We start from the raw sequence: 25449 nt of genomic DNA on the forward strand, positions 1-25449 counted from the left end.
GAAGACAGAGGGGCAGACGGAGGGACTCTGTCACTGGATGCACCACTTTCCCTGCTCCGCCGACCCGCCTCAGACGCACCAGGCGCAAGATCATGCTGTTCGGCGCTTCGCCGAGTGCGGCCGACGCGAGAAAGTGGTGCAATTAGTGACAGCTACGGACAGCTACGCCCCCACGCCCCTGCCGTGCGGGCCTCACCAGCCCGGCCTCGTAGGCGGCGATCACCAGTTGTGCCGAGACCGGACGCCCCTCCGTCAATGCCAGCTTTTGCGCGAGAACGCGGGTTGTTGCGCGTCCGAGGCACGCATTGCCGCTCCGGGTCGGACACGCCCTCGCCAAACAGGCTCACCCTGGTACTCCGCCGGACGACTTCCACGACCTCGGGCCGCACTCCACGACCCCGTGCGCGTTGCACGACCCCAGGAAGGTCGTGCAACACACCCCAAGGTCGTGCAACACACCCCAAGGTCGTGCAATACCCCCAGGGTCGTGGAACGTGGATCGGGGACCGGCCCGCCAGCACAGCTCGCGCCGCCCAGTACTGGCACGTCACCCGTGCCGATCTCGGCGGGAGCCGACTGTAGGCCACCAGGCTGACCGACCTCGGCACGTAATTGCTACCGGTCTCGGCGTGTTACAAATGCCGGTCTCGGCGGGAGAGGAAGCGAGGGGCGGCTGGGCGTCAGGCGGGGCGGTAGGTGAAGCGGTCCCAGCCGAGGGCCTCGATCTGGGCGGCCATGCGCTCGCACTCGGCGTCCCAGCCGGGCGCAGACACGGCGAAGTCGCCGGTCGTGCCCTCACCGCGGGCCTGCTGGAGGGCGTAGACGCGGGCGCCGGCGTCATGCACGCGGCGAGCAACCTCAACAGCGTCGGCGGCGGTGACATCCCCGGGGACAACGGTGGTGCGCACCTCGAAGTCGACCCCCTTGCCGCCGGCGGCCGCATCCACCAGCACCTGCAGGCTCTCCCAGGCCTTGGCGGCGGAGTTGGGGCGGCCGACCACGGCGTCGTAGTGCCCTGGCAGCGCCTTGATGTCGAGGCCCACCCAGTCGGCCAGCCCGCGCCGCACCATGTCGCGCAGGCGGCCCGGATAGGGGCCGGCGGTGTGCAGGCCCACCTGGAAGCCCATGTCCTTCACCTCAGCGGCGGCGTCGGCGAGGGCGTCCTGGCGCAGCGCCTCCCCACCGGTGAGGACGACGCCGTCGAGCAGGCCGCGCCGGCGGGCGAGCAGGGATCGGACCGCGTCCCAGGCGACCACGCCGGGAGTGCGCGTGGGTATGAGGTCCTGGTTATGGCAGTAGAAGCAGTTCCAGGGGCACCCCTGCATGAAGACGGTCGCGACCAGATGGTCGGGCCAGTCGACGGTGGACATGGGCACGAGTCCGGCGATCTGCAGGTCGTCGGCGGGGCGGTGCGCGACGCCCTTCTTGAGAGTCTCAGTCATCGAGTCCGAGGCTCGCTGCGATCTCATCGAGGCGGCGCGTCCTGATCTCACCGCGCCTGGCCGCCTCCGCCTCGGCCTTCAGCGTGTACGCGTACTCCAAGTCATCGATGTAGGACTCAACGGCCTCACGCACATAGAACGTTGCCGGGCGTCCGGTCCGACTCCCCAGGTCATCGAGCCGACGCTTGAGATCCTCCGGCAGCCGCACGCTCAGAACTGCTGTAGACATGTTTACAGCATAGGAGCCGACCTTCGCTTCCGACAAGCCCAGCCCATATGGCGAGGAGCGACCGTCTTCACATGACGAACCGGCCGTCTCCCAGCCCACATGGCGAGGAACTCAGGGCTCCCTAGACCGAGCGCCGGGGCCCCACCGCTGAAACGGCGGACGCCCCGGCGCCTCTGCGGCCAAGTCGCGAACGGTCCCGGCGATCTCACCGATAGACCGTGGAGCGATGACCGATATCGATCGCGAGGATCACGCAACGCTCATCCTGAACGTCGATGATCACCCGGTAATCCCCGACCCGGAGCCGGAATTGTCCCTTAAGCGGGCCGGTCATCGGCTTCAGGAAGCTCCTCGGCTCGTCAGCCTCCTGGACCTCTCGCAGCTTGCCGACCACACGCGCCTGAACGCTGCGATCGAGTCGGCGCAGCGAATTCTCGGCGCGAGGAGTCAACTCAACGATCCAGTCCGCCACCTACCCCTCCTGCTCCGTTGGAGACCCGGCCCTCAGGCGCTGATGGAGGTCAGGCGTGAGGTGGTGGTGCCGTGGGCGCCAGCGGCAGCCTCGGTGAACATCTGCCGCTCCATGTACTCGCCCTTCTTGCCGATGTTGAAGGACTTCACGGGGCGGAAGTAACCCATGACGCGGGTCCACACCTCGCACTCGACCGGCTCGGCGTCGGGGTGCAGCTCGGCGCACTTGGGGCAGGTGAAGTGCTCACCGGCCAGGTAGCCGTGGGTCGGGCAGATCGAGAAGGTCGGGGTGATGGTGATGTAGGGCGTGCGGAAGGCCGTCAGCGAGCGGCGCACCAGCTCCTTGCAGGCCTGCGCGGAGGAGATGTGCTCATTCATGTACAGGTGCAGCACCGTGCCGCCGGTGTACTTGGTCTGCAGCTCCTCCTGCATCTCCTGCGCCTCGAAGGGGTCGTCGGTGTAGCCGACGGGCAGCTGGGAGGAGTTGGTGTAGTACGGGTTGGAGTCGGTGCCGGCCTGGAGGATGTCGGGGTAGCGCTTGCGGTCCTCCTTGGCGAAGCGGTAGGTGGTGCCCTCGGCGGGAGTGGCCTCCAGGTTGTACAGGTGGCCGGTGGCCTCCTGGATCTCGACCATGCGTCCGCGGACGTGATCGAGGATGCGCACGCACATGGCGTGACCGCGGGGGTCGGTCAGGTCGTAGGCGTCGTGCGTGAAGTTACGGACCATCTCATTCATGCCGTTGACGCCGATGGTGGAGAAGTGGTTGTCCAGCGTGCCGAGCCAGCGCTTGGTGAAGGGGAACAGGCCGGTGTCGATGTGGTGCTGGATCACGGTGCGCTTGAGCTCCAGGGTCTGCGAGGCGATGTCGATGAGGCGGTCCAGGGCCGCCACCAGGGCCTCCTCGTCGCCGGTGTGCAGGTAGCCCAGGCGGGCCATGTTCACGGTGACCACGCCGACGGAGCCGGTCTGCTCGGCCGAGCCGAACAGGCCGTTGCCGCGCTTGAGCAGCTCGCGCAGGTCGAGCTGGAGGCGGCAGCACATGGAGCGGATCATGCCGGGGTCGAGCTCGGAGTTGATGAAGTTCTGGAAGTAGGGCAGGCCGTACTTCGCGGTCATGGTGAACAGCCGGTCGGCGTTGGGGCTGTCCCAGTCGAAGTCCTTGGTGATGTTGTAGGTGGGGATCGGGAAGGTGAAGACGCGGCCGTCGGCGTCGCCGGTGGTCATGACCTCCATGAAGGCGCGGTTGATCATGCCCATCTCCTCGGCGAGGTCGCCGTAGGTGAAGTCGCACAGCTCGTCGCCGATCAGCGGGTGCTCGTCGGCCAGGTCCGCCGGGCAGGTCCAGTCGAAGGTGAGGTTGGTGAAGGGCGTCTGGGTGCCCCAGCGGGAGGGGACATTGAGGTTGAAGATGAGCTCCTGCATGCACTGGAGGACCTCGTCGTAGCTCATGTTGTCCAGGCGGACGAAGGGAGCCATGTAGGTGTCGAAGGAGGAGAAGGCCTGCGCGCCGGCCCACTCGTTCTGCAGGGTGCCCAGGAAGTTGACGATCTGGCCTACGGCGGAGGAGAAGTGCTTGGCGGGGCCGGAGGCGATCTTGCCGGGCACGCCGTTGAAGCCCTGCTGGAGGAGGTTCTTCAGCGACCAGCCGGCGCAGTAGCCGGCGAACATGTCCAGGTCGTGGATGTGGATGTCGCCGCTCCGGTGGGCGTCGCCGGCGACCTGCGGGTAGATCTGGCTGAGCCAGTAGTTGGCGATGACCTTGCCGGAGGTGTTCAGGATCATCCCACCCAGGGAGTAGCCCTGGTTGGCGTTGGCGTTCACGCGCCAGTCGGAGCGGTCCAGGTACTCGGTGATGGTGGAGACGGCGTCTACCTGAGGGCGTGAGCCGTGGGCGACAGCGGAGTCGGCAGAGCCCCGGGCCACGAGCTCGGGGTGCGCGGCGGCCAGGTGAGCGGCGGACGGGGTCTGAGTGCTGTCGGACACGGGGGCCTCCAGTGCGGTGTAGATCTTCTTTGAAACCAGCAGGCCGGGCCGGGTCTCAAGGACCCGTCTCGGCGCCGCCAACAGCTTCGACACTACTCCAAGACACCCCTGGATGCGAGCAGGAACGACACCGATGTAACACATCATCTGGGAGAGTTACCCCCTGGCAACCACAACATGTTGTGGTCACAACCCGCACCACATCCGCACCGGCGGCACCATCAGGCGCGACTGCCGCGCCGCACACCTCCACTTCTTGTGGGTGGCACAGCTCACACTTTTACGGGCGCGCACACGCGTGTCGCCCCATCGGGCGAGCCACACCAGCCCGCGCGGCCGCAGGTCGGGCCGAAAAGTGTCCATCTCTCGCCACTTTCACCCCGAACGAGCCAGGTCACCACCCAGCCCGTCGCTATTTACCCAGGTCAGGGGCTATTTGCCCGCGGCCCTGCAGGCTGCCATCCACCAAAGTGGCGAGAGATGGACACTTTTGGCCGATGCCTCGCAGCCTCGTGCCTTCGACGCGCACCGGCGAACGCCGCCGCCACCCGCGACATGCGCGAGGCCGCGCAAGCGGATGCCGGTAGTCTTTGCGGTACCTGAACCATCCCTGAGGAGTTCCCGCATGACCGCTACGGCGCAACAGCTCTTCCGCTCAGACCTTTTTCGCTACTTCGGCCGCACCGACGCGCCGCTGACTGCGCGCCTCGGTGAGCGCAAGGTGCTGAGCTACCTGTGGGCCTTCCGGCACGCGCAGAGCACCAGCTCACCACCGCTGCAGAAGGCCTACCGGGCGGCATTAAGCCATCTGTCGGCGACGACCTTCATCCAGATTCCCTGGTCAACCAAGATTGGGCCCGGCTTCTATATTGGGCACCGCGGGCGCATCATCATCAACCCCGCCACGGTAATCGGCAGCAACTGCAACATCGCCACGGGTGTCACGATCGGAGCTATCCCCTCCGGCCGCCGCGCGGGCACACCCACCATCGGAGACCGGGTGTGGATCGGCACGAATGCGGTTATCGTCGGCGGGATCACCATCGGCGACGATGTACTGATCGCGCCCGGAGCGCTGGTCAACATCGATGTCCCCTCCGGTGCAACGGTTATCGGCAATCCCGGCGTCATCAAAGAGGGACGCCCCTGTCCGCCGGAGTACATGCAGAACCTGTGGCTGGGATGACGCAGGGCATGCGCCCACCTAGCGGAGGCAGACGCCGCCCCCGCAGTGACTGCGGGAGGGGCTTCCAGCCATCGGGCCCCGCGGCCTCAGGCCTCTGAGCTGAGCAGCCGGGCCCGCAGATCATCCAGGGTGGGGCCGTCGAGGCTCCCCAGGCCTGACTCCTGACGGTGGGTGGCGGTAGATGGGCTTTTTCGTTGGTGTGGCGTGGTTGGGTTGGTGGTTGTGGGGCACTAATCCGGTTGGCGGTAGGGTGCGGGGGTGTGAGTCCGTATGTTCGTAAGGTGCGTACCGCTTCTGGTGCTACGGCGGTGCAGATCGTGGCTAAGGAGCGCGGGGTGCGACGGATTGTGGAGCACCTGGGCTCAGCGCACGGGTGAGGCGGAGCTGGCGGCCCTGATTCAGGCCGGCAGGGAGAAGATCCGGGGCGGCCAGGGTGTGCTGGACCTGGCCGGCCTGACACCTCAAGCTGCCCGCCAGGCCGCGCCGGCGGTGGTGGAAGCTAAGCGTTCGGCTCTGCTGTGGGACGTGCTGGCCGGCGCGTATGAGGCGCTGGGGCTGGGTGAGGCCACTGGCGGGGATGAGGCTTTCAGGCAGATGGTGCTGGCCCGACTCGTGGAGCCCACCAGTCAAGGAGCAGGTCCCCGCCGTGCTGGGCGAGCTCGGAATTGACGCCGTAACCCCACGCTCCCTGTTCCGGTCCCTGGCACGCTGCATTACCGGTGACTACCGCTCCCGCATTCAGGCGGCCTGCCTGCGGCACGTCACCGGCCGCGGGGACCTGTCCCTGTGCCTATATGACGTAACGACCCTGTACTTCGAGGTGGAGAAGGAAGACGACCTACGGCGGGTCGGCTACTCCAAGGAGCGCAGGGTGGACCCGCAGGTGATCGTGGGGCTGCTGGTGGATAGGGCCGGCTTCCCCCTACAGATAGGCTGCTGGGAGGGCAGCAAGGCCGAGACCAGCACGCTGATCCCCATGATCGAGGGGTTCCGGGAGGCGTCCGGGATTGAGCACCTGGTCGTGGTCGCCGACGCCGGCATGCTCTCCGCGGCCAACCTCGAAGCACTCGATCAGGCCGGCTTGGGATTCATCGTGGGCTCGCGCATGACCAAGGCGCCGGCTCACCTGGCCGCCCACTTCGCCTGGCACGGCGATGCCTTCACCGATGGGCAGGTGATCGACACGATCACCCCACGCCGCGGCACGCGCTCGACCGAGAGGAACGACAAGACGCGTGATGAGCCCGTCTGGAGTGCTCAGGCGTATCCGGGCTCGTGGCGCGCGGTCTGGGCGTATTCCGCCAGGCGGTTCGCCAGGGACAACAAGACGCTGACCGCGCAGGAGAACCGGGCTCGGGCGGTCGTTGCTGGGGACCGGCGCCCCAAGGCCACCAGATTCGTCACCGTCAGTATGGGTGACCAGGTCCTGGACGAGAAGGCTCTGGCCCGAGCACGCCGCTTGGCGGGGCTCAAGGGCTACGTGAGCAACATCCCCGCCACCGTGATGCCCGCCAGTGAGGTGATCGCCTCCTACCACGAGTTGTGGCACGTGGAGCAGTCCTTCCGCATGAGCAAGCATGACCTGCGGGCCAGGCCCGTCTTCCACCGCACCCACGACGCCATCCAGGCCCACCTGACCGTGGTGATGGCATCCCTGGCGGTAGCCCGCCACCTACAAGCCGCCACCGGCATCAGCATCAAACGGCTCGTACACGAGCTGGGGCCGCTCCAGGAAGTCACCATCACCATCAACGGGCACCACGTCATCGCCCAACCCCAGCTCACCGAGACCGCGCAGCAAATCCTCAACAGCCTGAACACCGCAGGGCACTAAACCGTCAGGACTCAGGCCAGGGATCCAGCCCCTCCACGACAATGCCCCATCTCCTCCGGCGTCTCGGCCTACTGAATCGATGACCCCTCGCGCAGTACAAGCTTCGGAATTCCCCGCACCATCACACCCGCTCCGGAGCCCCGCGAGTCGGCTGGCAAGCGGGCCGCAGCGGGATGTTACCGTCACGCCCGTCAGGGCCTCGACGCCCCTCACCTCGCTACCACCGAGCTGCCACCGACCTGCCAGCCACCCGATCCCGCCCAGACCTTCAAACCGGAACGCCCCGTTTACGCTTTCTCATTTGTGAGGTCCCCGAACCTCTCCACGTACGCCGTCAGTGCCTCGACGACGCGCGCCTTGCGCTCGCCGCGGCTCTGGCCGGCTGCGGCCTTGCGGAATCGGGAGACGCGCGGGAGTAGACGGGTGATCGCGGTGCCCTCGGTAGGAACGACTCCGCTACGCAGGGCAGCGCCGACGAACTCCTCGGTCTCTGCTTCGCGCAGGCCCTCGGCAGTGACGATGGCAGCGAGCTCTGCCGCCATCCTCGCAGCGATGTATTCCTTCCACTGTTCGTCCACCGTCCCATTGCTGGAGACAGACCGGACGAAGTCCTCGATGAGGTCTCGCTTGGAGTGGAGCGTGGGGCTGGAGGCGATGGCCCGCTTGATCTCCACGGGGATCTCCCGGTCATCACCGTCGCCGCGCTGGGTGCGCTTGTCCTCCACTAGCCGCAGTATGTAGTCGACGCCTACCTCTACCTGCTTGATGAGCTCGATCTCGAACACGAGGTCCTCGTTGACGACTTCCTTCTCCGCCTCGGCCGCCGCGCGCATCTGGGTATGGATCTCCAGGTACATGCTGGTGTAGTCGGCGAGGTCGGCATCGTTGAGTCCGCCCATGTTGTCCTCGGCGAACTCGTCGAAGGAGATCAGGATGTTCCGCAGCCGGAGTATCTGGCCGAACAGCGTAACGAACTCCTTCTGGGCCTCCTCGGAGGTGATCACCTCGCCGGGCCGCCACTTGTCGCGCAGCTGGGCGACCTTGGCGATGAACTCTTCCAGGTACTCGCGGTAGGACCGCAGGAGGATGGTGCCGCTGGCGTTCTTGTTGCCGAACAGGGCGATGGCGGCGTCGGTCTCGGCCTGAAGGTTGCGGAAGCAGACGATGTTCCCGTAGCTCTTGACGGCGTTGAGGATGCGGTTGGTGCGGGAGAACGCCTGGATGAGGCCGTGGGTGCGCAGTTGCTTGTCGACCCACAGGGTATTGAGGGTCTTGGAGTCGAAGCCGGTGAGGAACATGTTGACGACGATGACGAGGTCGATCTGCCGCTTGGTGAGGCGGGCGGATATGTCTTCGTAGTAGCCTTCAAAGCCTGAGGCGCTGGTGTCGTAATTGGTTCCGAACTGCTGGTTGTAGTCTGCAATGGCGGCGTCGAGGAAGGCCCGGTCGTCAGCGGACAGCGCGGTGGGGTCGGTGGACTCCTCTGCGAGTGAGTCCCCGGGCGCTTCGGCGTTGGCGGCGTAGGAGTAGATGATGCCGATGGTGAGCCGCTGGTCGCTCGGCAGTCCCTGCTGCTGCCGGGCGAACTCCTGGTAGTAGGCGCGCGCGGCAGGGATGGAGGCGGTGGCGAGCAGCGAGTTAAAGCCGGCCAAACGCTGCTGCCCGAGCGTGTAGGTCCGGTTGCGCCGGGTCTTCTGGTTGAAGTGTTCGCGAATGTAGGTGACTACCTGCGCTATCCGGCCCGGCGCGAGGAGCGCCCGCTCGGTGTCGATGGCGCTGATTTCGGCGTCGACGACGTCGTCGCGGCTGTGCACGGTGTCTATGTAGTCGATGCGGAAGGGTAGGACGTTCTTGTCCCCGATGGCGTCGACGATCGTGTAGGAGTGGAGCTGGTCACCGAAGGCCTGGGCGGTGGTGCGCAGTTGCACGTTGCCGCTGGAGCCGGCGTTCTCGGCAAAGATGGGGGTGCCGGTGAAGCCGAAGAGGTGGTAGTTACGGAAGGCCTTGGTGATGGCGGTGTGCATGTCGCCAAACTGGCTGCGGTGGCACTCGTCGAAGATGAGGACGACGTGCCCGGTGTAGACGGCGTGCTTACGGTTGCGTCCGACGAAGGTGGACAGCTTTTGGATTGTGGTGACGATGATCTTGACCGTGGGGTCGTTGATCTGGGCTGTCAGCTGGTTGGTGGACTGGTTGGCTGATACGGTGCCCTCGGCGAAGCGGTTGTATTCCTTGATGGTCTGGTGGTCGAGGTCTTTGCGGTCGACGACGAAGATGACCTTGTCGATCTCCTCCATTCCGGCGGCGAGCTTGGCAGTCTTGAAGGAGGTGAGGGTCTTGCCGCTGCCGGTGGTGTGCCAGATGTATCCGCCGGCGGCGAGGGTACCGGTCTGACGGGCGTTGGTGGAGGTGTTGACGCGCTGGAGGATCGCCTCGGTAGCGGCGATCTGGTAAGGCCGCATGACCAGTAGCTTGCGGTCAGCGAGGGTGTCGGCGACGGTGAAGACGCAGTAGCGCGTCAGGATGGCGAGCAGCGTGTGCTTGGACAGGAACGTGCGGGTGAAGTCAACGAGGTCGGTGATGCGCTGGTTGGCGGCGTCGGTCCACCAGGAGGTGAACTCGTATGCGTCCGACGTCGCGGCCTTGACCTGCCGCTGCATTCCCTGGTTCCCGGTGATGTGATCCTGCCGGGTGGTGTTGGCGTAGTACTTGGTGTAGGTGCCGTTGGAGATGACGAAGATCTGGACGTAGCCGAATAGGCCCGCTCCGGACCAGAAGGAGTCGCGCTGGTAGCGTCTTATCTGGTTGAAGGCCTCGCGGATGTCGACGCCCCGTCGTTTGAGCTCGACGTGAACCAGCGGCAGCCCGTTGACGAGGATGGTGACGTCGTAGCGGTTGGAGCGCACAGCGTTGGTGGCGACGTACTGGTTAGTGACTTGCAGCCGGTTGTTGTGGATGTACTGCTTGTCGATGAGGCGGATGTTTTTGGACTCGCCATTGTCCCGGGTGAGGACCTGGACGTGGTCCTCCTGGATGCGCTGGGTCTTCTCGACGACGTCGAGCGCGCCTCCGGTCGTGAGGATGGAGTGCTCGAAGAAGCGTTTCCACTCGGTGTCGGTGAAGCGGTAGTCGTTGAGTGCCTCTAGTTGGGTGCGGAGGTTGGATATGAGTTCGGCTTCGGCGTTGTCGGGGCTGAACTGGATGTACTCGTATGCCTGGTCCTGGAGCTGGCGAATGAAGGCGCGTTCGAGGTCCGCTTCGGACTGGTACGCCTTGCTGGTGCGTTCGCTCGGCTCGTAGGCGCCGACGACGGTGGACTCGTCGGTCAGGATGACGGGTTCAATGCGTACGGCGTGGGCCTCGCGGATGGTCATGCTGCTGCGCCCTTCTCCGGGAAGGTCAGGAGCCTGTCCCGGTAGTACTCATACTGCTTGCGCCGCGCCGCGATCTCAGCCGGCAGGCCAGAGTTCAGATCGTCCACGAGGGCGTCGAACTTATCGAGGATACCAACGATGCGCCGCTGCTCGTCCAGCGACGGAACAGGTATGTCTGACGCCGCGAGATCCTTCACTCGCACATGCGGCACACCCGCGCCGAGCTTCATGCGATGCAGCCGTTCTTGAATCACCTGAAGTGCATGAAACAAGAAGCGTGAATCGATCATGCCAGGCTTTGCCTGAAAACTGAACGCATCGGTAAGAAAGAAGCGCCCAGTCCAGTAACTCACCAGTCCGGCATTCGCTCCCGATCGGGCAACGACAATAGTTTCGCCTTCACGATTGAAGTCATTGTGGGCGTATATTGGCTCTGGCCCGTTTGCCACAACGGGGTATGGGCCTGGGACCGCGGAACGTTCAGCCAGGGCCTGTCCACGTGCTACCACCGCTACATCACTCACCTTCCGCCATCGGAGAGCGCTTCGAGAGAGAGAGAGAGGAAACAGGCTTCACATCAAACGTGAGCAAACGGTCACGATAGTAGGCGTACTGAACCCGACGGGCCTCCAGCTCCGCCTCCAGCTCCGCCTCCAGCTGGGTGAACCGGTCCAATATTCCCACAATTTCACGCTGCACCGCAAGCGGAGGAATCGGGAACAGAAACCGTTTGAAGCCGACCATGTCAACTGACTGAAAACTCGAGACCGTAGTGTTCTTCTTGCACCACTCATCCAGACGAAAGCAGTAGTAGTACAGGAACTTGATATCGAAGCAGTTGCGATACTCATCCTTCAACGTGAGACACGTAAACCTCTGGTTCGAGAGATGCGGCACCCGAATCAGTGCGTGCTCCCCGATTGTTGCAGATGTTGCTACCAAGATCGAATCCGCAGCGAACAGCCGACCGCCTTTAACCGCGGACTTTGATATCCGCTGCATCGAATCACTGAGAATTCTACCGTTAGCCCGGATGTCCTCCATCCTGAACCAAGGCACCTCATCGCCAGACCATGCCTCGGCGTCAGTCTTCCGCGGCGTGTAGCCATTCCGCGTATCGAACAACGTCGCCAGCGGCTTGTACTCCACGCCGTCGGGGCACAGTTCCTTGACCAGGTCATCAATGCGGCTCACTTGGCGTCCCCTTCCAGGTCGGCGACGATCGCATCGATGCTGGTACGCAGCTCGGCCTGGCGCGCCACGATGCGTGCGATCTCGGCGTTAAGCGCCACGATGTCTACCTCCTCGCGCGTATCTTCTGCCTCCACGTAGGCCGACACCGACAGGTTGTAGCCGTTCTCGGCAAGCTGCTCGGCACCTACCACAGCGGAGCGGTGCGCCACCACCTCGCGCTTCGCCACGGCGTCGACAATAAAGTCGCGGTGCTCGGCAGCGAGATGGTTCTTGTTGCCGGTGCGGACGAACTGGTCGGAGGCGTCGAGGAAGAAGACATCGTTAGTAGTCTTCGACTTCTTGAGCACGATGACGCAGGTGCCGATCGTCGTACCGAAGAACAGGTCGGGCGGCAGCTGGATGACCGCCTCCACGTAGTTGTTCTCGATCAGGTACTTGCGGATCTTCTGCTCCGCCCCGCCCCGGTACAGCACACCCGGGAACTCGACGATCGCCGCCGTGCCCTTGACGTCCAGCCAGGACAGCATGTGCATCGTGAAGGCTAGGTCGGCCTTCGACTTCGGAGCCAGGACGCCCGCGGGCGCGAAGCGGGGATCGTTGATCAGAGTCGGATCGTCCTTGCCGATCCAGTGCGTCGAGTACGGCGGGTTGGAGACGATTGCCTCGAAGGGCTTGTTGTCCCAGTGCGCTGGATGCTGCAGTGTGTCCCCGTGGGCGATGTTGAAGTCCGCGAAGTTGATGTCGTGCAGGAACATGTTGATTCGGCACAGGTTGTAGGTGGTCAGGTTGATCTCCTGGCCGAAGAACCCCCGCGGACGTTCTCCTTGCCGAGCACCTTCGCAAACTGAAGGAGCAGCGAGCCCGACCCGCAGGCCGGGTCATACACCCGGTCCACGCTCGTCTTGCCGGCCACGGCGATGCGCGCCAGCACCTCGCTGACCTCCTGCGGGGTGAAGAACTCACCTCCGCTCTTGCCCGCCGAGGAGGCGTACATGGTCATCAGGTACTCGTAGGCGTCCCCAAACGTGTCGATGGTCGAGTCGCCGTATGACAGGTCGAGGTCCCCTATGGCATTGATGATCCGTACCAGCTTCTCGTTGCGCTGGGCGACCGTGGAGCCGAGCTTGTTGGAGTTGACGTCGACGTCGTCGAACAGACCACGCAGGTCCGACTCGGCCCCGGTGCCAAATGCGGAGAGCTCGATGTTCTTGAAAATCCTGGACAGCGTCTCGTTCAGGTTCTCATCGTGCGGCGCCCGCTCGCGCACGTTGCCGAACAGCTCCGACGGGACGATGAAAAAGCCCTTCTCGTTGATGATGTCGTCGCGCGCCTCGCGTGCCTCGGAGTCGCCCAGTACGGCGTAGTCGAACTCCAGGTCACCGGCTTCATGCTCTCCGGCGTTGATGTACTCGGTGAGGTTCTCCGAGATGAACCGGTAGAAGAGGAAGCCCAGAACGTAGGCCTTGAAGTCCCAGCCGTCCACGCTTCCGCGCAGCTCGTTGGCGACCTTCCAGATCGTCCGGTGTAGCTCGGCGCGCTCGGTCTCTTTGGTCACGGGTTCCTCGTTCTCGTCGTCGGGGCGGCGCCGGGGTCAGGCGCCACGGGACAGTGTCGCACCCATCTCTGACACGAACTCAGGGCACTCCAGCAGGCGGTCGAACCGTTGTCCACGCCGACTACTCACCCGAGCTCATGGCTCCGGGAGACTTAGCTCAGGGCGAGCTTCAGTGCTCCGCCGCGCGGGTGGAATGGTGCATCAAGCTTGCCCATCCTCTCTGCCAACCCCTCGAAGGTCGACTGCGCCGCTGTCCCCAGCATCCGGTAGGCATCCCGGTACGTCGTCCGCCCCTCCAGGGTCGAGGAGACCACCGCCCGGGTGAAGGGACGCCCCAGACGCCGCAACTGAGTGTTGTAGTACTCCCCACCCGCACCGCTGCTACGACTGGACTGCATGACTTCCATGACCCGCATGCGTTCGGCGTCGTACCGGGACATGAACTCATCCCAGGTCAGCTGACCGGCTTCTCGGAGCCTGGCAAGCACCACAAGAGTGCTGACCTTGTAGTGGGCGGCCAGTCGCTCCAGTTCGTCCTCACCGTAGCTTCCTGCCCACTCCTCACGGAGCGAGTCGAGGGGAACCAGCACCTCCGCAGCAACCTGGTTGCACCAGCGCTCCTCCTCTTTCGTCCCCTTCACAGCACCTGTAGTGGCGTCGGAGAGAGCGCTGCGTCCCAGCCACAGGTGGGCGAGCTCATGGACGAGAGTGAAGATCTGCGCAGCCTTCGTATCGGCACCGTTGACGAAGACGAGGGGAGCGATGTCATCAGCTAGGGCGAATCCCCGGAACTCCTCCGGGTCGAGCACGCGGTGCGTGTTCGCACCTACGATCCCACTGACCATGACCAGGACCCCGATGGTCTCAACACGCTTGATGAGGTCCGTTATCGCGGCGGCCGAGTCGGAGACGGACCGCTCGCCCAGGCGGAGCACGTCCCTTATGCGGGCGGCAACGTCCTCCGCAGGAGTCGCCAACGTTGCGGACCCCACGAAGCCGAGCGGGGAAGCGCCCAGTTCCAGGGCGTCGTCGCGATACCAGTCCTGGCGCCTTTGGCACAGGTAGATCGTCTCCAGCAGGTCGGCGGATGGCTCGCGGATTCCGGCGTCGCGAACGGTCCGCATGTCCGGGATAGGGATCTCCTCGACCGGCGGCGTGGGCAGGAAGAGCATCCCGAAGGGGGTGTGGGTGTCAGAAGCGAACTTCTCCACCTGCTTGAGGGTGGGGCGCTTGGTGCCATCAATCCAGTCGTCGAACTTGGGAGCGCGACGGCGGAGGGTCTCCTCGTCCCAGCGCGCCCGCCTGACAGCCCAGCGCAGCAGATCGGGCGCGACATCCACACGGACTACGGCCATGGGGTCCTCCTTCGCGTCCCGGTCTCATGCACAAGTTTGCCGCATACCGCCGACATCGTCAGCCTCCAAAGCAGAGTCGCCCGTCATCGTCCGGGCATAACCGCTGGCTGCCACGCACTTGACCACAACCTTGGCTGTCAACGGTGCGATCCGCTGGGATCCCCGCGTTGTCGCGGATGAACGGCAGTGAGGAGCAGTCCGACCACTACTCAGGCATGAGTACATCATCGCCTCGTAGCCTGCTCTCTTCCGTCCTACGCCACCTGCTCGTTGCCTTGGTCGCCCACCTGCTTGCCACCTTGGCCACCCACCTGCTCGGATATCCCTGTTCCAGCGAGCTCATCGCGGTCACCATTGACCTCCTCTGGACCGTCATCCGGCACCCGGCTACGAAGCGCCTCGGCACGCGCGTCATCAGCAGGGTCACTCGTAGAGCCGATCCTCCGCGCCACGCCGCGGGACGGCGGCCTCGGCGCCGAGACCGTCGTCGCCGTATGCCAAACCTTCGAGCTGGTCAGGCGTAACGCCGCAGCGGGGCAGGAGCGGCGCCGCCGAACTCGATGATGCCGCGGTACCGCTGAACCTGTGGCTTGAGGAGGACCCAGCCTCGGGGGCGGGCGCCCCGGAGTCCATCGCCATCCTGGCGCACCGAGGCGTGGAGGTGCGCCCCGTGGAGCGTGAGGCGGTCGGCCGGGGCCGGCCGGTGGTCATGACCATGCACCGCGCCAAGGGACTGGAATTCCGCAAGGTGCTGCTCTTCGACGTGTCCGTGGAGGCCATTCCCCGGTCCCTGCGGGAGCAGGAGTACTCCGAGGCCGATCACGACGATGCTCTGCTGCGCGAGCGCTCGCTGCTGTACGCGGCCGCCACGCGCGCCCGCGATCAACTGGTCATCTCCTGGTCCGGCCAGGCCAGTCCCCTGCTGGAAGGCGTGCGCGGGGCGGCGTGAGCGAACGCTCGGCTGCCAACCGGTTCACGGCCATCCGAAGCCACCTGTTCGTCGCCCGTGGGCTGGAGCAGTGCCATGAGCGTGACGGTGCCCAACTCACACGCGCAAACGCATGCGCCGCGGGCACGTTGGTGCCTACAATGGGATCAATCGCCCCCCAGCCAGGCCTATGACTCATCGCAGCCACGCCCAAATGGCTGGGGCCTTTTCTACTCTGGACGGATCAGGTTCAATGCCGAAAACCTGGCTCAGCTTACAAGAACAGGTGGCACAACTTCACTGCCGCGGCCTCATCATTGACGATGACGAGGCCTGCCTCAGGTTCTTATCGCAAGTCAGCTACTACCGCTTCTCCGGATACTTCCGCTACTGGCAACGGTCCCCTGAAACCGGCGACAACAGGTTCGTCAAAGGCGCTAACTTCTCCGCAATTCGGGAGGCCTACGAAACCGAGCAGGCCGTCGCCACACTCGCCTTTGAGGCCATACAAAAGCTTGAGATACTGCTACGAACAACGTTCGCACATCATTACGCTCAGTACACTTCGCCGGAGGGCGCGCTGACCCGCGGCATGGAGCTCACCCAGCCCCCAACCCAAATGAGGAACCGATCGAAGAGCACGTACTTCGCGATCTTGATCGAAGTAAAGAAGCCTACGTCTCTCACTACCGCGACGAGTCGAAGAAGGACCTGCAGGGCAAGTACCCGGCGGAGGCATACGACCACATGCCCGTGTGGGCAGTATCCGAAGCGCTGTCATTCGGAACACTCTCGAGGTGCATCCAGGCATGCAGCGGAACACCGATCCTTGATAATATCGCCTCATCCCTAGGAGTTGCGCGAGCCCCTCTGGCAAACCAAATACGCTCTCTGGCATACCTGCGCAACCGCATCGCACACCACGCCCGCATCTGGAATCACTCAGTTCTCGACGCACCACCACTACCCATGAACATTAAGCGGAGGGCCAAGCAGAAGTACGGCAACTTCGAGCCACGCTCAATATTCACCATCTTCGTGATAATGGATAAACTCCTCACCGAGTCCGAAATCTCCAATACATGGCTGCACGAAGACATCTGGCCTCGCCTTAAAAACAGTCCGCTGACCACAAGGGGACTCCTGACACCAAGAAAATACGGGCAGATGGACTTGACTGTCACCTAGCAGGCACGTTCAACATCAAGACACCCCGACCGCACCACATCAGGAGAATTGCCGTAATACTCATTTTTCACTGAAGTAAACATCGATGCCATCGCTCTGCTTCCACTTTCTCCGCCAGAGCCTCCAAGGTAGAACACCGGGCAGTCCCGAGCAGTCGACACGCTATGAAACGCGTCGTCCGCCCCTGCGGGCCGAGGGGACTTCGACGCGGGCGAAAGGAGGCTCCAGGCATCACGTCAGCTTAATCCCTCGCGCGCGCGACACAGGGCAGCCGTGTAGTCCGCAGCCTCCTGGGTCGTCAGTACCTGATCCACCGGCGCCACCATGATCGCCCTGCCCTGCGACATGGCGTGCACGACGTCCATAAGCACCCGGTGTACCTCCGCCGGTAGACCTACAGTCTTGCCGTCCGGCCCGACGAGCGCGGCCGGTTCCGCAACCTGTCCCAGAAAGCGGGATAGATCCAGCATCGCCTCGAGATCCTCGGGCGGCAGGGTCGCCTGCATCTGCGCATGCTTACGCGGGGCCGAATGAGTACCAGGCACCGGGGCGACGCTACCGTGCTCGCAGATAGTTCCCCAGCCAGATCTCCGGCTCCTCGGAGGCAGCAAAGAAACCCAACGCACCGACATCAGCAAGGCGCGCACGAGACTCGAGATCCTCAGGAGAACAGGAGACTGTGCATGAGCGGGATAGCGGAGCAGGTCGGCGTCGGACGCAAGTCCCTGCACAAATCCCTGTCCGACGCCGGCAATCCGTCCTCCCAAACGGTCGCCCGGGTGGTCCGCGCCCTACCGCGGCTCCTCGGGCCTTCGCTCTCCGCGGCTCCTCGGGCCTTCGCTCTCCGCGGCTCCTCGGGCCTTCGCTCTCCGCGGCGCCTTACGACGCGCGAGTTCCCCGCGAAGCCGCATTCACGCGCGCCGCTAGTCGCCCACCACGAAGGCCCGCACGCGGGCGGCAGCCTCGTGAGGCGCCTCCGACAGCATCAGGTGCGTGGTGTCGGGGAAGTCGTCGGCCAGGGTGAAGCCGCCGGTGACGTGCGCGCGTATGTAATTGGTGTTCACCGTCGAATACAGCGGGATCTCGGGCATCAGGTACAGGAAGGGCACGTCGATCCGGTCCATCACCGGGCGCTGGTCGGTGCGGAACAGCGAGTACCACAGAGCAGCGAAGGACAGCGGGTCGACCGACTCACGCATCGCCTCAATGGCCTCTTCCTCCTGGTCGGCCGGCAGGTCCTGCAGCTTCGGGTTCATGAGGGTCTTGGCGATGTACCAAGAACCGTAGCCGCCGTCGTCGAACAGACGGTCCAGATCGCGGTGGAAGTCCTCATCGGTCCACTCGCCTCTGCCGATGCCGCCCTTCCAGCCGTCGTTGCGCAGGTACGGCGACATGTCCGCCGCGACGATGCGCCGCAGGCGTCCGGTTCCATACTGGCCCACGTAGCTGAAGATGGCGGCAGCCCCCATGGAGTGGCCGACGGCCGTGACGCCGTCCAAGCCGAGCTGCTCGACGACGTCGTTCAGGTCCTGCCCGAGGGTGCGCACGTTCAGGTGCATGCGGGCGCGGTCGGAATCGGCGTGCCCGCGCTGGTCGTAGAAGACCACCCGGTAGTCCTGATTCAGGTCGTCGATGAACTCCGCCAGGTCGTAGTGAGAGGAGCCCAGGCCGTGGATCACCAGGAGCGTCTCCTCCGCCGCGCCCGATTCCTTGGCGGGCAAGTCCTCGTAGTAGAGCCGGGTTCCGTCTTGCGTGACGATGTGTGGCACGTTCTTCCTCTCAGGGTTTGGGCTCTCACCGACGCCAGCAGGGCAGGCGCGCCCGGAGGGCGTCGGAGGGCCTCATGCTGCCTTATATGCGGCCCGACCCGCTATTGACCGCCCTCCGGGTGGCCCGGGGATCCCGGCTGATCGAGGCCGGATCAGCGGGATTCACCGGCCCCTGAAACCTTCCCGGGCTGGTGATCTCGATCCGGTTCGGAAAGACTCAACCCGCACGGGATCCCCACCGACGCCGTAGAACAGGTGCACGACGGTGTTGACCGGACCCTCTGGCCAACCAGGTTCTTCCGGCTTGCGGGTGTGGCGATTGACGGTGCGGGTCTCCGCGACGCCACGGTCTGCCGGTGCTGAGGCTGCGGGGCAGCAGAGTTTGTTGGGTACGCCCCTTCGGTGTTTACTACGCCTGTTAGACCTGTGCTGAAGGCTCCGGAGCCCTTCAACAGACACCTAACCGGCGTACTAAAGCCCTAACCGGCGTAGTAGACGGCCCCGGGCACCAAGGACCGTCACCCCCGCCTCACAACCCAACGGCCCGCGCCGGGCGCCCCGGCACCGGCCGCACACCAGCCCCCGCCAACACAACTCCAAACTGGAAGAGCAATTAAGAGCCCAAGAGCTCCTGCCCCATCTCGCTTTCGGCGTCGTCGCGGTGTTCTGCGACGGTGGCCGGCGCCACTCTTACTCGCTCTAACGCCGGGCGTGAGAGTACTTAAGAGTAATGAAGAGTTACCGTCGAGGCGATGCGGGAAGCACTCCGATCCGCCGGGCCACCGTCACAGCCCGACCCGGTCGGGCTCCTAGCGGACGGTGGGCGACGCCGGAACCGCTCGCGCCGATCGACGAGCCACGCGCGGCAGCCCGCCACGCGGCTTCCCTCCGAAGCCGCATCATTAGACTCCGTCGCCCCGCCGCCTGCCACGCCGTCGGCAGCCGCGGCCAGCACCTCATCCCGCTCCGCACCCTCCCGGCCCGTCCAGCCACCGACCGTGGTGAGTACGTCGAGCATCTCCGGCGCGGGCGCACGACGGAACAGGGCGCGAACCATGTCCAGCTCGTCCTCGTCGCGCCCGCCCTCGCGGTACAGCTCGGCCGCACGCAGCAGATCAATCCAGTACCCGCCACCTCGCCTGCGTCAGTAGTCCAGGTTGCTCATGGACACGCACCCCTCGTCGACCGCCCGGTCCAGGTAGGCCATTGCCTCCCGACGGCGACCCGCAGCAAGCAGCCGCTCGACGATCGCCCCGTACTCGGCGTGCTCGCCCAGGCTCAGCAGCTGGACGGCGCGGTCGACGTCGCCGTCGTGATCGGCTAGCTCCAGCAGCATCTGCTTCAGCTCAAAGTCCGGGCTCCTCCCCTCGGTCTCGGCTGCCGCCTCCGCCTTGGCCGCCGCACGCCGGCAGACGTTCAGGCCCTCGTTCCCCAGCGCCGGCAGGAACTCCGCCAGGGTGAGCGAGGGCCACCCGGAGGATTCCAGGCGGAACTTAGCCAGCTAGCGCCCAAGCTTGCCCGGCGCGGGCGGGCTCGCGCAGCAGGCGCGGGCGGGCTCGCGCAGCAGGCGCGGGCGTAGAGCCTCACGGCGCGCTGGCAGACATCGACTGCCACGCCGCTGGAGTCGTCAATGTTCCTCTCCAGCTGCTTGCGCAGGCGGGTGGTGTTGTGAAGTCGTGCGGGCGCCGCCGCCCGGGCGCCGTCAGCGATTCGAAGTTCGCCGACCGCGTCCACCAGGCCCGGGCCGCGCCCGTAGACGGCCCCATCAGCGGCTGTGGCAAGCGCCGCCTCGGTAAGCGAGCCGAGCGATTCGATGCGCATACAGTAATCGTGGCAGATGCCGTCTGAGGCGCCAACCGAACCGGTACTCATGCCGTCCACGGATCGATGAGTTTCAATCCCATTGGCTTGAAGTCGCGCCCATTCCGCGTGGCCAGTGTCATCGAGTGGGCATACGCGATTGCCCCGATAAGGGAGTCCATCACCGGCAGGGGCGCCCTTTGGCGGCTGCCCGCGCCTGCAACTGCGCCCACGCGCTTGCGGCAGCATCATCGAACGGAAGGACCCTGTCACTGAAGAACGGCAGCAGCGTCTCCTCCAATCGGTACTGGAGCGTGTCTCGTCGTCGCCCTTCCGACAGGGCCAAGACACCCCGCCGCAACTCGGCAAGCGTCAGGGCGGTCACGAACAGCGACTCCTGAGGCTGCCGATCGAGCCATTCAACAACCGCCGGCTCCGGTGCACTACGCAACGGCTCGGAGATGACATTCGTATCGAGAATGATCACGACAGGTTCACCGGGACATAGGGAGCGTCGTCACGATCCATGTCGAGTTCCACAGGCCCGACCTCTTCGCGTATCGAAGTCAGCAGCGAACCAAGGCCGGGCCGGTCATTCGCGGCAACAGCCCGTCCCAGGATCTGCCGTATCTCGGCCTCCATGCTGCGACCATGCGACTTCGCCAGCGCCTTCAATGCCCGGTGGGTCCCATCGGGCAGGTTCCGAACCAGAACATCTGCCATGACAGCCTCCTGCTAACACTTTCGTAAAATGCTAGCAAGATGCTCCTACTCGCGACAACCCCATGATCACGAGGTCCTCCCGGGATGGCGCGGGACGCAATCTGCTCATGAGTAAGGCTTGGCACCCAGCTGCGACTCGGAAGAGCACCACCGAGATCGCGGAAGCAGCGGCATCGCGTCCATGCCTCGCGGTCGCCGATCACGTATATGCCCCTAAGGCTCCGACTTGCACGCAACCGTTCCGACGCCGACTCCCAATTCCGTGCGATTCCGCGGTTTCACTGAAACAGCCTCGGCGGCAGAACACCTCCAGTGTGCAACGAGGCCCTCGTTGCACACTGGAGCGTCATCACCAATCTCCAGCCCAATCGCCATTTCCGCGTGATTTCAACGAAAAGACACGATCGGCCGACTTTGTCCTGACAGCTCCAGTGTGCAGCCGCACCGGCTCGACCCGGGCCGACCCTTCCCCGCACGAAACCTGCGTCGCTCGGGACGGGCCCCACCCGGCGCCGGCCCCGCCCGGAACCTACACAACCCCAACGGCTCCACTCGGAACCGCCCCGCTCTCTCCGCCTCACCCCCGCCCGACCACCCGGCTATCAGTTCTCGTCAGGCCCCTGCGGCACACTTGCCCCATGAGCACCCAGCCGCACTCGCCCGCGCGCAACCTCACCGACCTGCTCGAAGGCATCGGCGCGCGCGACAGCCGGCTGATCCACCTGCAGCGCACCCCGGCCCGCCCCGGCCGCCACGGCGAGTGGCCCGCCTGGGCGGACCCCGACCTGCTCGCCGCCTACGCCCGCCTGGGCGTGGACCGCCCCTGGACGCATCAGGTTGCCGCCGCCGACTCCGTTCACGGCGGCCACCACACCGTGCTCGCCACCGGCACCGGCTCGGGCAAGTCCCTGGCCGCCTGGCTGCCCGCACTCTCGGAGGTCCTGGCCGCCCAGCGCGCAGACACCGATAGCCACATTTCCGCCTACGGGCGCCGCCCCACCGCCCTGTACCTGTCCCCCACCAAAGCACTCGCTGCCGACCAGGCCGCCGCCCTGGGCCACCTGATCACCGAGTTGGAGTCGGTTCAGCGCGAGGCGGGCGTGCCGGGCGGCTCACTGCGCACGGTGCACGCCGCCACCTGCGACGGCGACACGCCGCTGCCCGAGCGCGACTGGGCCCGCGCCCACGCCGACGTCGTCCTCACCAACCCCGACTTCCTGCACTTCTCGCTCCTGCCCGGCCACGAGCGCTGGAACCGCCTGCTGCGCTCGCTGCGCTACGTGGTGGTCGACGAGTGCCACGCCTACCGCGGCATTCTCGGCGCCCACGTGGCCCTGGTACTGCGTCGGCTGCTGCGGCTGGTGCGCCGCCTGCGCCCGCACGGCCCCGAGCCCGTGGTGCTGTGCGCGTCGGCGACGGCGGCCGAGCCGGCAGTCACGGCGGCCCGCCTGATCGGGGCGGAGCCCGAGGCCATCACCGCCATCACCGACGACGCCGCCCCCACCGGTGAGCACACCCTCGCCCTGTGGCAGCCGGCCCTATTGGATCCCTGGGCGGCCTGGGAGAACTCGGTGGCGGCCCTGGCGCAGGCGAGTGACTTCCCCGCCGCCGACCCTCGCCTGAACCACCCGGGCGATGTGACCGCATCTTCGGTGGAAGACGACCCCTCCTCGGCGCAGACGCCGACCAGCCAGGCAGACTCGCCGCACCCACCGGCGCCATCCCCCGCCTCCCGGCCCGCCACGCCCGTCGGCCCGGACACGGCCGACCCGACGGAGGACCCGGCCGCCCGCCGCAGCGCCGTCGTAGAGGCGGCCGAGCTGCTGGTGGACCTGCTCAGCGTGGGCGCCCGGGCGCTGGTGTTCGTCCGCTCGCGCCGCAGCGCGGAGATCGTGGCCGAGCGCGCTCGGCACACGCTCGGCCTGTCCCAGCCGGAGCTGGCGGGCACGGTCGCCGCCTACCGGGGCGGCTACCTGCCCGAGGAGCGGCGCGCCCTGGAGCAGGACCTGCGCCACGGCCGCCTGCGGGCCCTGGCCACCACCAATGCCCTCGAGCTGGGCATCGACGTCACCGGCCTGGACGCCGTGATCATCGCCGGCTGGCCGGGAACCCGGGTGAGCCTGTGGCAGCAGGCGGGCCGGGCCGGGCGGGCCGGCAGCCGCGGGGTGGCGGTGCTGATCGCCTCCGACAATCCGCTGGACGCCTACCTGGTCCACCACCCGGAGGACGTGTTCGCCGCCCCGGAGGCCACTGTCTTCGACCCCGCCAACCCCTACGTGCTGGCCCCGCACCTGTGCGCGGCGGCCTCGGAGTCGCCGCTGCGCACCGACGACCTGCCCCTGTTCGGCCTGCCCGACGAGTCCCTACTGACGGAGCTCGCCGCCCGCGGGGCGCTGCGACGCCGCCCAGCCGGCTGGTTCTGGAACACGAGCCTGCCGGGCCGGGCACAGGACCTGACCTCCTTGCGCGGGGACGGTCCGGCGGACGTGCCCGTGGTGGAGGAGGCGACCGGCGCCGTCGTCGGCACCGTGTCCGGGGCGTCCGCGGACTCCACCGTCCACCCCGGGGCGGTCTACATCCACCAGGGCCGCACCTACCTGGTGGAGGAGCTGACCGAGGAGGCGGCCGTCGTCACCCGCCGGACGGCGGTCGGCTACCGCACCCGGGCGCGCGAGCAGAGCTCGGTGCGCATCGTCGCCGAGCGGGAGCGGCAGGAGTGGGCCGACGGCGTGGTGTGGGCCTTCGGCTCGGTGGAGGTCACCAGCCAGGTGGTCGGTTACAACAAGCTCGCGCTGCCGGGTATGGAGGTGGTCTCTCAGCATCCGCTGTCCATGCCCGAGCATGTGCTGCCGACGGCGTCGGCGTGGTGGACGGTACCGGTGGAGCTCACCGCCCGCGCGGGCTTGAAGGCGGATGAGCTGCCGGGCGCCCTGCACGCCGCCGAGCACGCCATGATCGGCATGCTGCCACTGCTGGCCACCTGCGACCGCTGGGACATTGGCGGACTGTCGACGGCGCTGCACCCGCAGACGCTCGCGCCCACGGTGTTCGTGCACGACGCCCATGCCGGTGGTGCCGGCTTCGCCGAACGGGGTTTCAGGGCGGGGCGCGCCTGGCTGGAGGCGACGCTTGCGGTGGTTTCCGAGTGCGCGTGCACCGCCGGCTGCCCCAGCTGTGTGCAGTCGCCCAAGTGCGGCAACAACAACGAGCCGCTGGACAAGGCCGGCGCAATCGCGCTGCTGCACCTGCTGCTGGATGCCATCCCCGACGACGTCGCGGCCGCGTAATTCCGTCGGGGCTGTTCGCACGGTGGCGGTCATGCCGCCCCCGGGTTGTGTGCCCGCAAACACCACCGCCATGACGGCGGCGTAGAGCGCCGGTGACATTGGCCCGCCCACCACGACCGGCGCCCCGCCCGCGACCGGCGCCCCGTGCCCGGTGCGGCGTTAGGCCATGGTCAGGCCACAGCCAGCAGCCAGGCGAGCCAGCCGCCCGCGGCCAGGTAGGGCCCGAAGGCGATGGTGTCTTTCAACCCGGTTCGGCCTGTGATCACAAGCCCAATGGCCGACAGTCCGGCGAGTACGAAGCTCAGCATTAAGCCATTGACCACGTGCTGCACGCCGGTGTAACCCAGCCACAGGCCCAGCAGGGCGCATAGTTTGACATCCCCGAGCCCTAAACGGGATGCGCGGATGAGCCACACGACCAGGGCCACGGCTCCCACTACAAGCGCGCACAGTACTGCACGGCGCGCCTGCCAGCCTTCCGCTGCGGGTGCACCCAGGGCCGCACTGCCGAGCGCGAGCGCAGGCATGCTCGCCAGGAGCCACAGCGCTGCCAGGCCCAGCAGCCGGTCGGGCAGCCGGTGGCAGACGGCGTCGACACTGCCGGCCACGCCGAGCAGGGCCACCACCGGGATGGTGAGGGCCGTATCGACCACCGCCCCGTGGCCAAGTCCCCAAACCAGGGTCACCGTGCACAGGATCGTTGCGAGCGCACCCTGTGGGAGTGGGTCAAGCAGTCGCCGGAAGCGTATGCGCACAGTGGCGGTGGCGGCGTCTGCGGAGCCCTCCTCGTCCTGGTTCTCCACGGCCCGCTCCAGGCCGTCCACGTAGGCCCGCGCAAAACCGGAGGCGGGCCAGGCGGCTACACCGACGGAGGCCACGGCGGTCAGGCAGGCCGCAACCACTGGCAATACGGCAGCAGCATTCACCATGTCATCCTCTCATCGCTTCTCCCGTCCATCCCTCCTACCGCGGCACCCGGTGCTGGCCCGTTCCACCCCGGTGCTCGACGTCTCAGGGGGAATAACGGGGCCGGGTGCGGTGGTAGCCGCGTCATGCCGATGTAGTGCCTCGTGGCTTCCTGATCGGGCCGCGGCTGCCCCGGTACAGCTGATCGGGCCGCGGCCGCCCCGG

The 25449-nt window shown here is 66.1% G+C and carries 17 protein-coding genes and 5 pseudogenes; 7 read left to right on the forward strand and 15 right to left on the reverse strand.

What is annotated here, in order from left to right; all coding sequences use genetic code 11:
- Nucleotides 1-680 precede the first annotated feature (680 nt).
- From CWT12_RS11590 to CWT12_RS11605, 4 genes are all read right to left on the reverse strand, one after another.
- Entirely contained in the window at nucleotides 681-1442 is a 762-nt protein-coding gene (locus tag CWT12_RS11590; protein WP_161924927.1) for an anaerobic ribonucleoside-triphosphate reductase activating protein, read from the reverse strand.
- Nucleotides 1435-1671 carry a type II toxin-antitoxin system RelB family antitoxin gene (gene relB, locus CWT12_RS11595; protein WP_161924928.1) on the reverse strand — a complete coding sequence of 79 codons (237 nt, stop codon included), beginning with the start codon at nucleotides 1669-1671 and terminating at the stop codon, nucleotides 1435-1437. The genes CWT12_RS11590 and relB overlap by 8 nt, the downstream gene beginning before the upstream one ends.
- Nucleotides 1672-1876: 205 nt before the next feature.
- Nucleotides 1877-2143: a type II toxin-antitoxin system RelE family toxin gene (locus CWT12_RS11600; RefSeq protein ID WP_161924929.1), complete on the reverse strand. Its 267-nt coding sequence runs from the start codon at nucleotides 2141-2143 to the stop codon at nucleotides 1877-1879.
- A 32-nt stretch (nucleotides 2144-2175) separates the two neighbouring features.
- A complete protein-coding gene (locus CWT12_RS11605; RefSeq protein WP_374939133.1) occupies nucleotides 2176-4125 on the reverse strand; it encodes a ribonucleoside triphosphate reductase in 1950 nt (649 codons plus the stop codon).
- 625 nt (nucleotides 4126-4750) lie between these two features.
- Between CWT12_RS11605 and CWT12_RS11610 the strand changes: the two genes are divergently transcribed.
- Nucleotides 4751-5311 (forward strand): serine acetyltransferase, encoded by a 561-nt coding sequence (locus tag CWT12_RS11610; protein ID WP_161924930.1) that lies wholly within the window; start codon nucleotides 4751-4753, stop codon nucleotides 5309-5311.
- A 260-nt stretch (nucleotides 5312-5571) separates the two neighbouring features.
- Nucleotides 5572-7145: pseudogene (locus CWT12_RS11615) on the forward strand (IS1634 family transposase).
- 287 nt (nucleotides 7146-7432) lie between these two features.
- On the opposite strand, the gene CWT12_RS11620 reads toward CWT12_RS11615, so the two are convergent.
- The 5 genes and pseudogenes from CWT12_RS11620 to CWT12_RS11640 form a co-directional block, all read right to left on the reverse strand.
- On the reverse strand, nucleotides 7433-10519 hold the full coding sequence (locus CWT12_RS11620) for a type I restriction endonuclease subunit R (RefSeq protein ID WP_161924931.1): 3087 nt from the start codon (nucleotides 10517-10519) through the stop codon (nucleotides 7433-7435).
- Nucleotides 10516-11043, reverse strand: a complete 528-nt coding sequence (locus CWT12_RS11625) for a restriction endonuclease subunit S (protein WP_161924932.1) — start codon at nucleotides 11041-11043, stop codon at nucleotides 10516-10518. The genes CWT12_RS11620 and CWT12_RS11625 overlap by 4 nt, the downstream gene beginning before the upstream one ends.
- Nucleotides 11036-11713, reverse strand: coding sequence for a restriction endonuclease subunit S (locus CWT12_RS11630; protein WP_161924933.1), 678 nt, complete (start codon nucleotides 11711-11713; stop codon nucleotides 11036-11038). Before CWT12_RS11630 ends, CWT12_RS11625 begins: the two co-directional genes overlap by 8 nt.
- Nucleotides 11710-13268, reverse strand: a pseudogene (locus CWT12_RS11635) (type I restriction-modification system subunit M). Before CWT12_RS11635 ends, CWT12_RS11630 begins: the two are co-directional and overlap by 4 nt.
- 152 nt (nucleotides 13269-13420) lie before the next feature.
- Nucleotides 13421-14623 carry an ImmA/IrrE family metallo-endopeptidase gene (locus tag CWT12_RS11640; RefSeq protein ID WP_161924934.1) on the reverse strand — a complete coding sequence of 401 codons (1203 nt, stop codon included), beginning with the start codon at nucleotides 14621-14623 and terminating at the stop codon, nucleotides 13421-13423.
- Between the two features lie 493 nt (nucleotides 14624-15116).
- Between CWT12_RS11640 and CWT12_RS14760 the strand changes: the two are divergent.
- The 3 genes and pseudogenes from CWT12_RS14760 to CWT12_RS14770 all read left to right on the forward strand — a co-directional run.
- Nucleotides 15117-15572, forward strand: a pseudogene (locus CWT12_RS14760) (3'-5' exonuclease); the annotation flags it as partial.
- 232 nt (nucleotides 15573-15804) lie between these two features.
- Nucleotides 15805-16068: pseudogene (locus CWT12_RS14765) on the forward strand (Abi family protein); the annotation flags it as partial.
- 113 nt (nucleotides 16069-16181) lie between these two features.
- Entirely contained in the window at nucleotides 16182-16739 is a 558-nt protein-coding gene (locus CWT12_RS14770) for an Abi family protein (RefSeq protein ID WP_442862563.1), read from the forward strand.
- A 236-nt stretch (nucleotides 16740-16975) separates the two neighbouring features.
- Here the strand turns inward: CWT12_RS14770 and CWT12_RS11655 are convergent, their stop codons facing one another.
- Nucleotides 16976-17284 carry a hypothetical protein gene (locus CWT12_RS11655; RefSeq protein ID WP_161924936.1) on the reverse strand — a complete coding sequence of 103 codons (309 nt, stop codon included), beginning with the start codon at nucleotides 17282-17284 and terminating at the stop codon, nucleotides 16976-16978.
- Between the two features lie 138 nt (nucleotides 17285-17422).
- Between CWT12_RS11655 and CWT12_RS14775 the strand changes: the two are divergent.
- Nucleotides 17423-17521: pseudogene (locus CWT12_RS14775) on the forward strand (helix-turn-helix domain-containing transcriptional regulator); the annotation flags it as partial.
- 141 nt (nucleotides 17522-17662) lie between these two features.
- Here the strand turns inward: CWT12_RS14775 and CWT12_RS11660 are convergent.
- The 4 genes from CWT12_RS11660 to CWT12_RS11675 form a co-directional block, all read right to left on the reverse strand.
- Nucleotides 17663-18508 (reverse strand): alpha/beta fold hydrolase, encoded by an 846-nt coding sequence (locus tag CWT12_RS11660; RefSeq protein ID WP_161924937.1) that lies wholly within the window; start codon nucleotides 18506-18508, stop codon nucleotides 17663-17665.
- Between the two features lie 1144 nt (nucleotides 18509-19652).
- Complete coding sequence (locus CWT12_RS14780; RefSeq protein WP_161924938.1) at nucleotides 19653-19844, reverse strand: hypothetical protein; 192 nt, start codon at nucleotides 19842-19844, stop codon at nucleotides 19653-19655.
- Nucleotides 19845-20489: 645 nt separating this feature from the next.
- Nucleotides 20490-20795, reverse strand: a complete 306-nt coding sequence (locus CWT12_RS11670; protein ID WP_202616208.1) for a PIN domain-containing protein — start codon at nucleotides 20793-20795, stop codon at nucleotides 20490-20492.
- Nucleotides 20792-21031, reverse strand: a complete 240-nt coding sequence (locus CWT12_RS11675; protein WP_161924939.1) for a FitA-like ribbon-helix-helix domain-containing protein — start codon at nucleotides 21029-21031, stop codon at nucleotides 20792-20794. The genes CWT12_RS11670 and CWT12_RS11675 overlap by 4 nt, the downstream gene beginning before the upstream one ends.
- 638 nt (nucleotides 21032-21669) lie before the next feature.
- Between CWT12_RS11675 and CWT12_RS11680 the strand changes: the two genes are divergently transcribed.
- Complete coding sequence (locus CWT12_RS11680) at nucleotides 21670-24318, forward strand: DEAD/DEAH box helicase (protein ID WP_161924940.1); 2649 nt, start codon at nucleotides 21670-21672, stop codon at nucleotides 24316-24318.
- A gap of 170 nt (nucleotides 24319-24488) precedes the next feature.
- Here the strand turns inward: CWT12_RS11680 and CWT12_RS11685 are convergent, their stop codons facing one another.
- Complete coding sequence (locus tag CWT12_RS11685; protein WP_161924941.1) at nucleotides 24489-25247, reverse strand: prepilin peptidase; 759 nt, start codon at nucleotides 25245-25247, stop codon at nucleotides 24489-24491.
- Between the last annotated feature and the right edge of the window lie 202 nt (nucleotides 25248-25449).

The organism is Actinomyces sp. 432, assembly GCF_009930875.1.
Classification (GTDB): domain Bacteria; phylum Actinomycetota; class Actinomycetes; order Actinomycetales; family Actinomycetaceae; genus Actinomyces.

Coding starts and splice junctions, on each gene's coding strand:
- CWT12_RS11590 (WP_161924927.1), bottom strand. CDS start 1,442: ATGACTGAGACTCTCAAGAAGGGCGTCGCGCACCGCCCCGCCGACGAC.
- relB (WP_161924928.1), bottom strand. CDS start 1,671: ATGTCTACAGCAGTTCTGAGCGTGCGGCTGCCGGAGGATCTCAAGCGT.
- CWT12_RS11610 (WP_161924930.1), top strand. CDS start 4,751: ATGACCGCTACGGCGCAACAGCTCTTCCGCTCAGACCTTTTTCGCTAC.
- CWT12_RS11620 (WP_161924931.1), bottom strand. CDS start 10,519: ATGACCATCCGCGAGGCCCACGCCGTACGCATTGAACCCGTCATCCTG.
- CWT12_RS11640 (WP_161924934.1), bottom strand. CDS start 14,623: ATGGCCGTAGTCCGTGTGGATGTCGCGCCCGATCTGCTGCGCTGGGCT.
- CWT12_RS14780 (WP_161924938.1), bottom strand. CDS start 19,844: ATGCTGCTGGAGCTAGCCGATCACGACGGCGACGTCGACCGCGCCGTC.
- CWT12_RS11675 (WP_161924939.1), bottom strand. CDS start 21,031: ATGGCAGATGTTCTGGTTCGGAACCTGCCCGATGGGACCCACCGGGCA.
- CWT12_RS11680 (WP_161924940.1), top strand. CDS start 21,670: ATGAGCACCCAGCCGCACTCGCCCGCGCGCAACCTCACCGACCTGCTC.
- CWT12_RS11685 (WP_161924941.1), bottom strand. CDS start 25,247: ATGGTGAATGCTGCTGCCGTATTGCCAGTGGTTGCGGCCTGCCTGACC.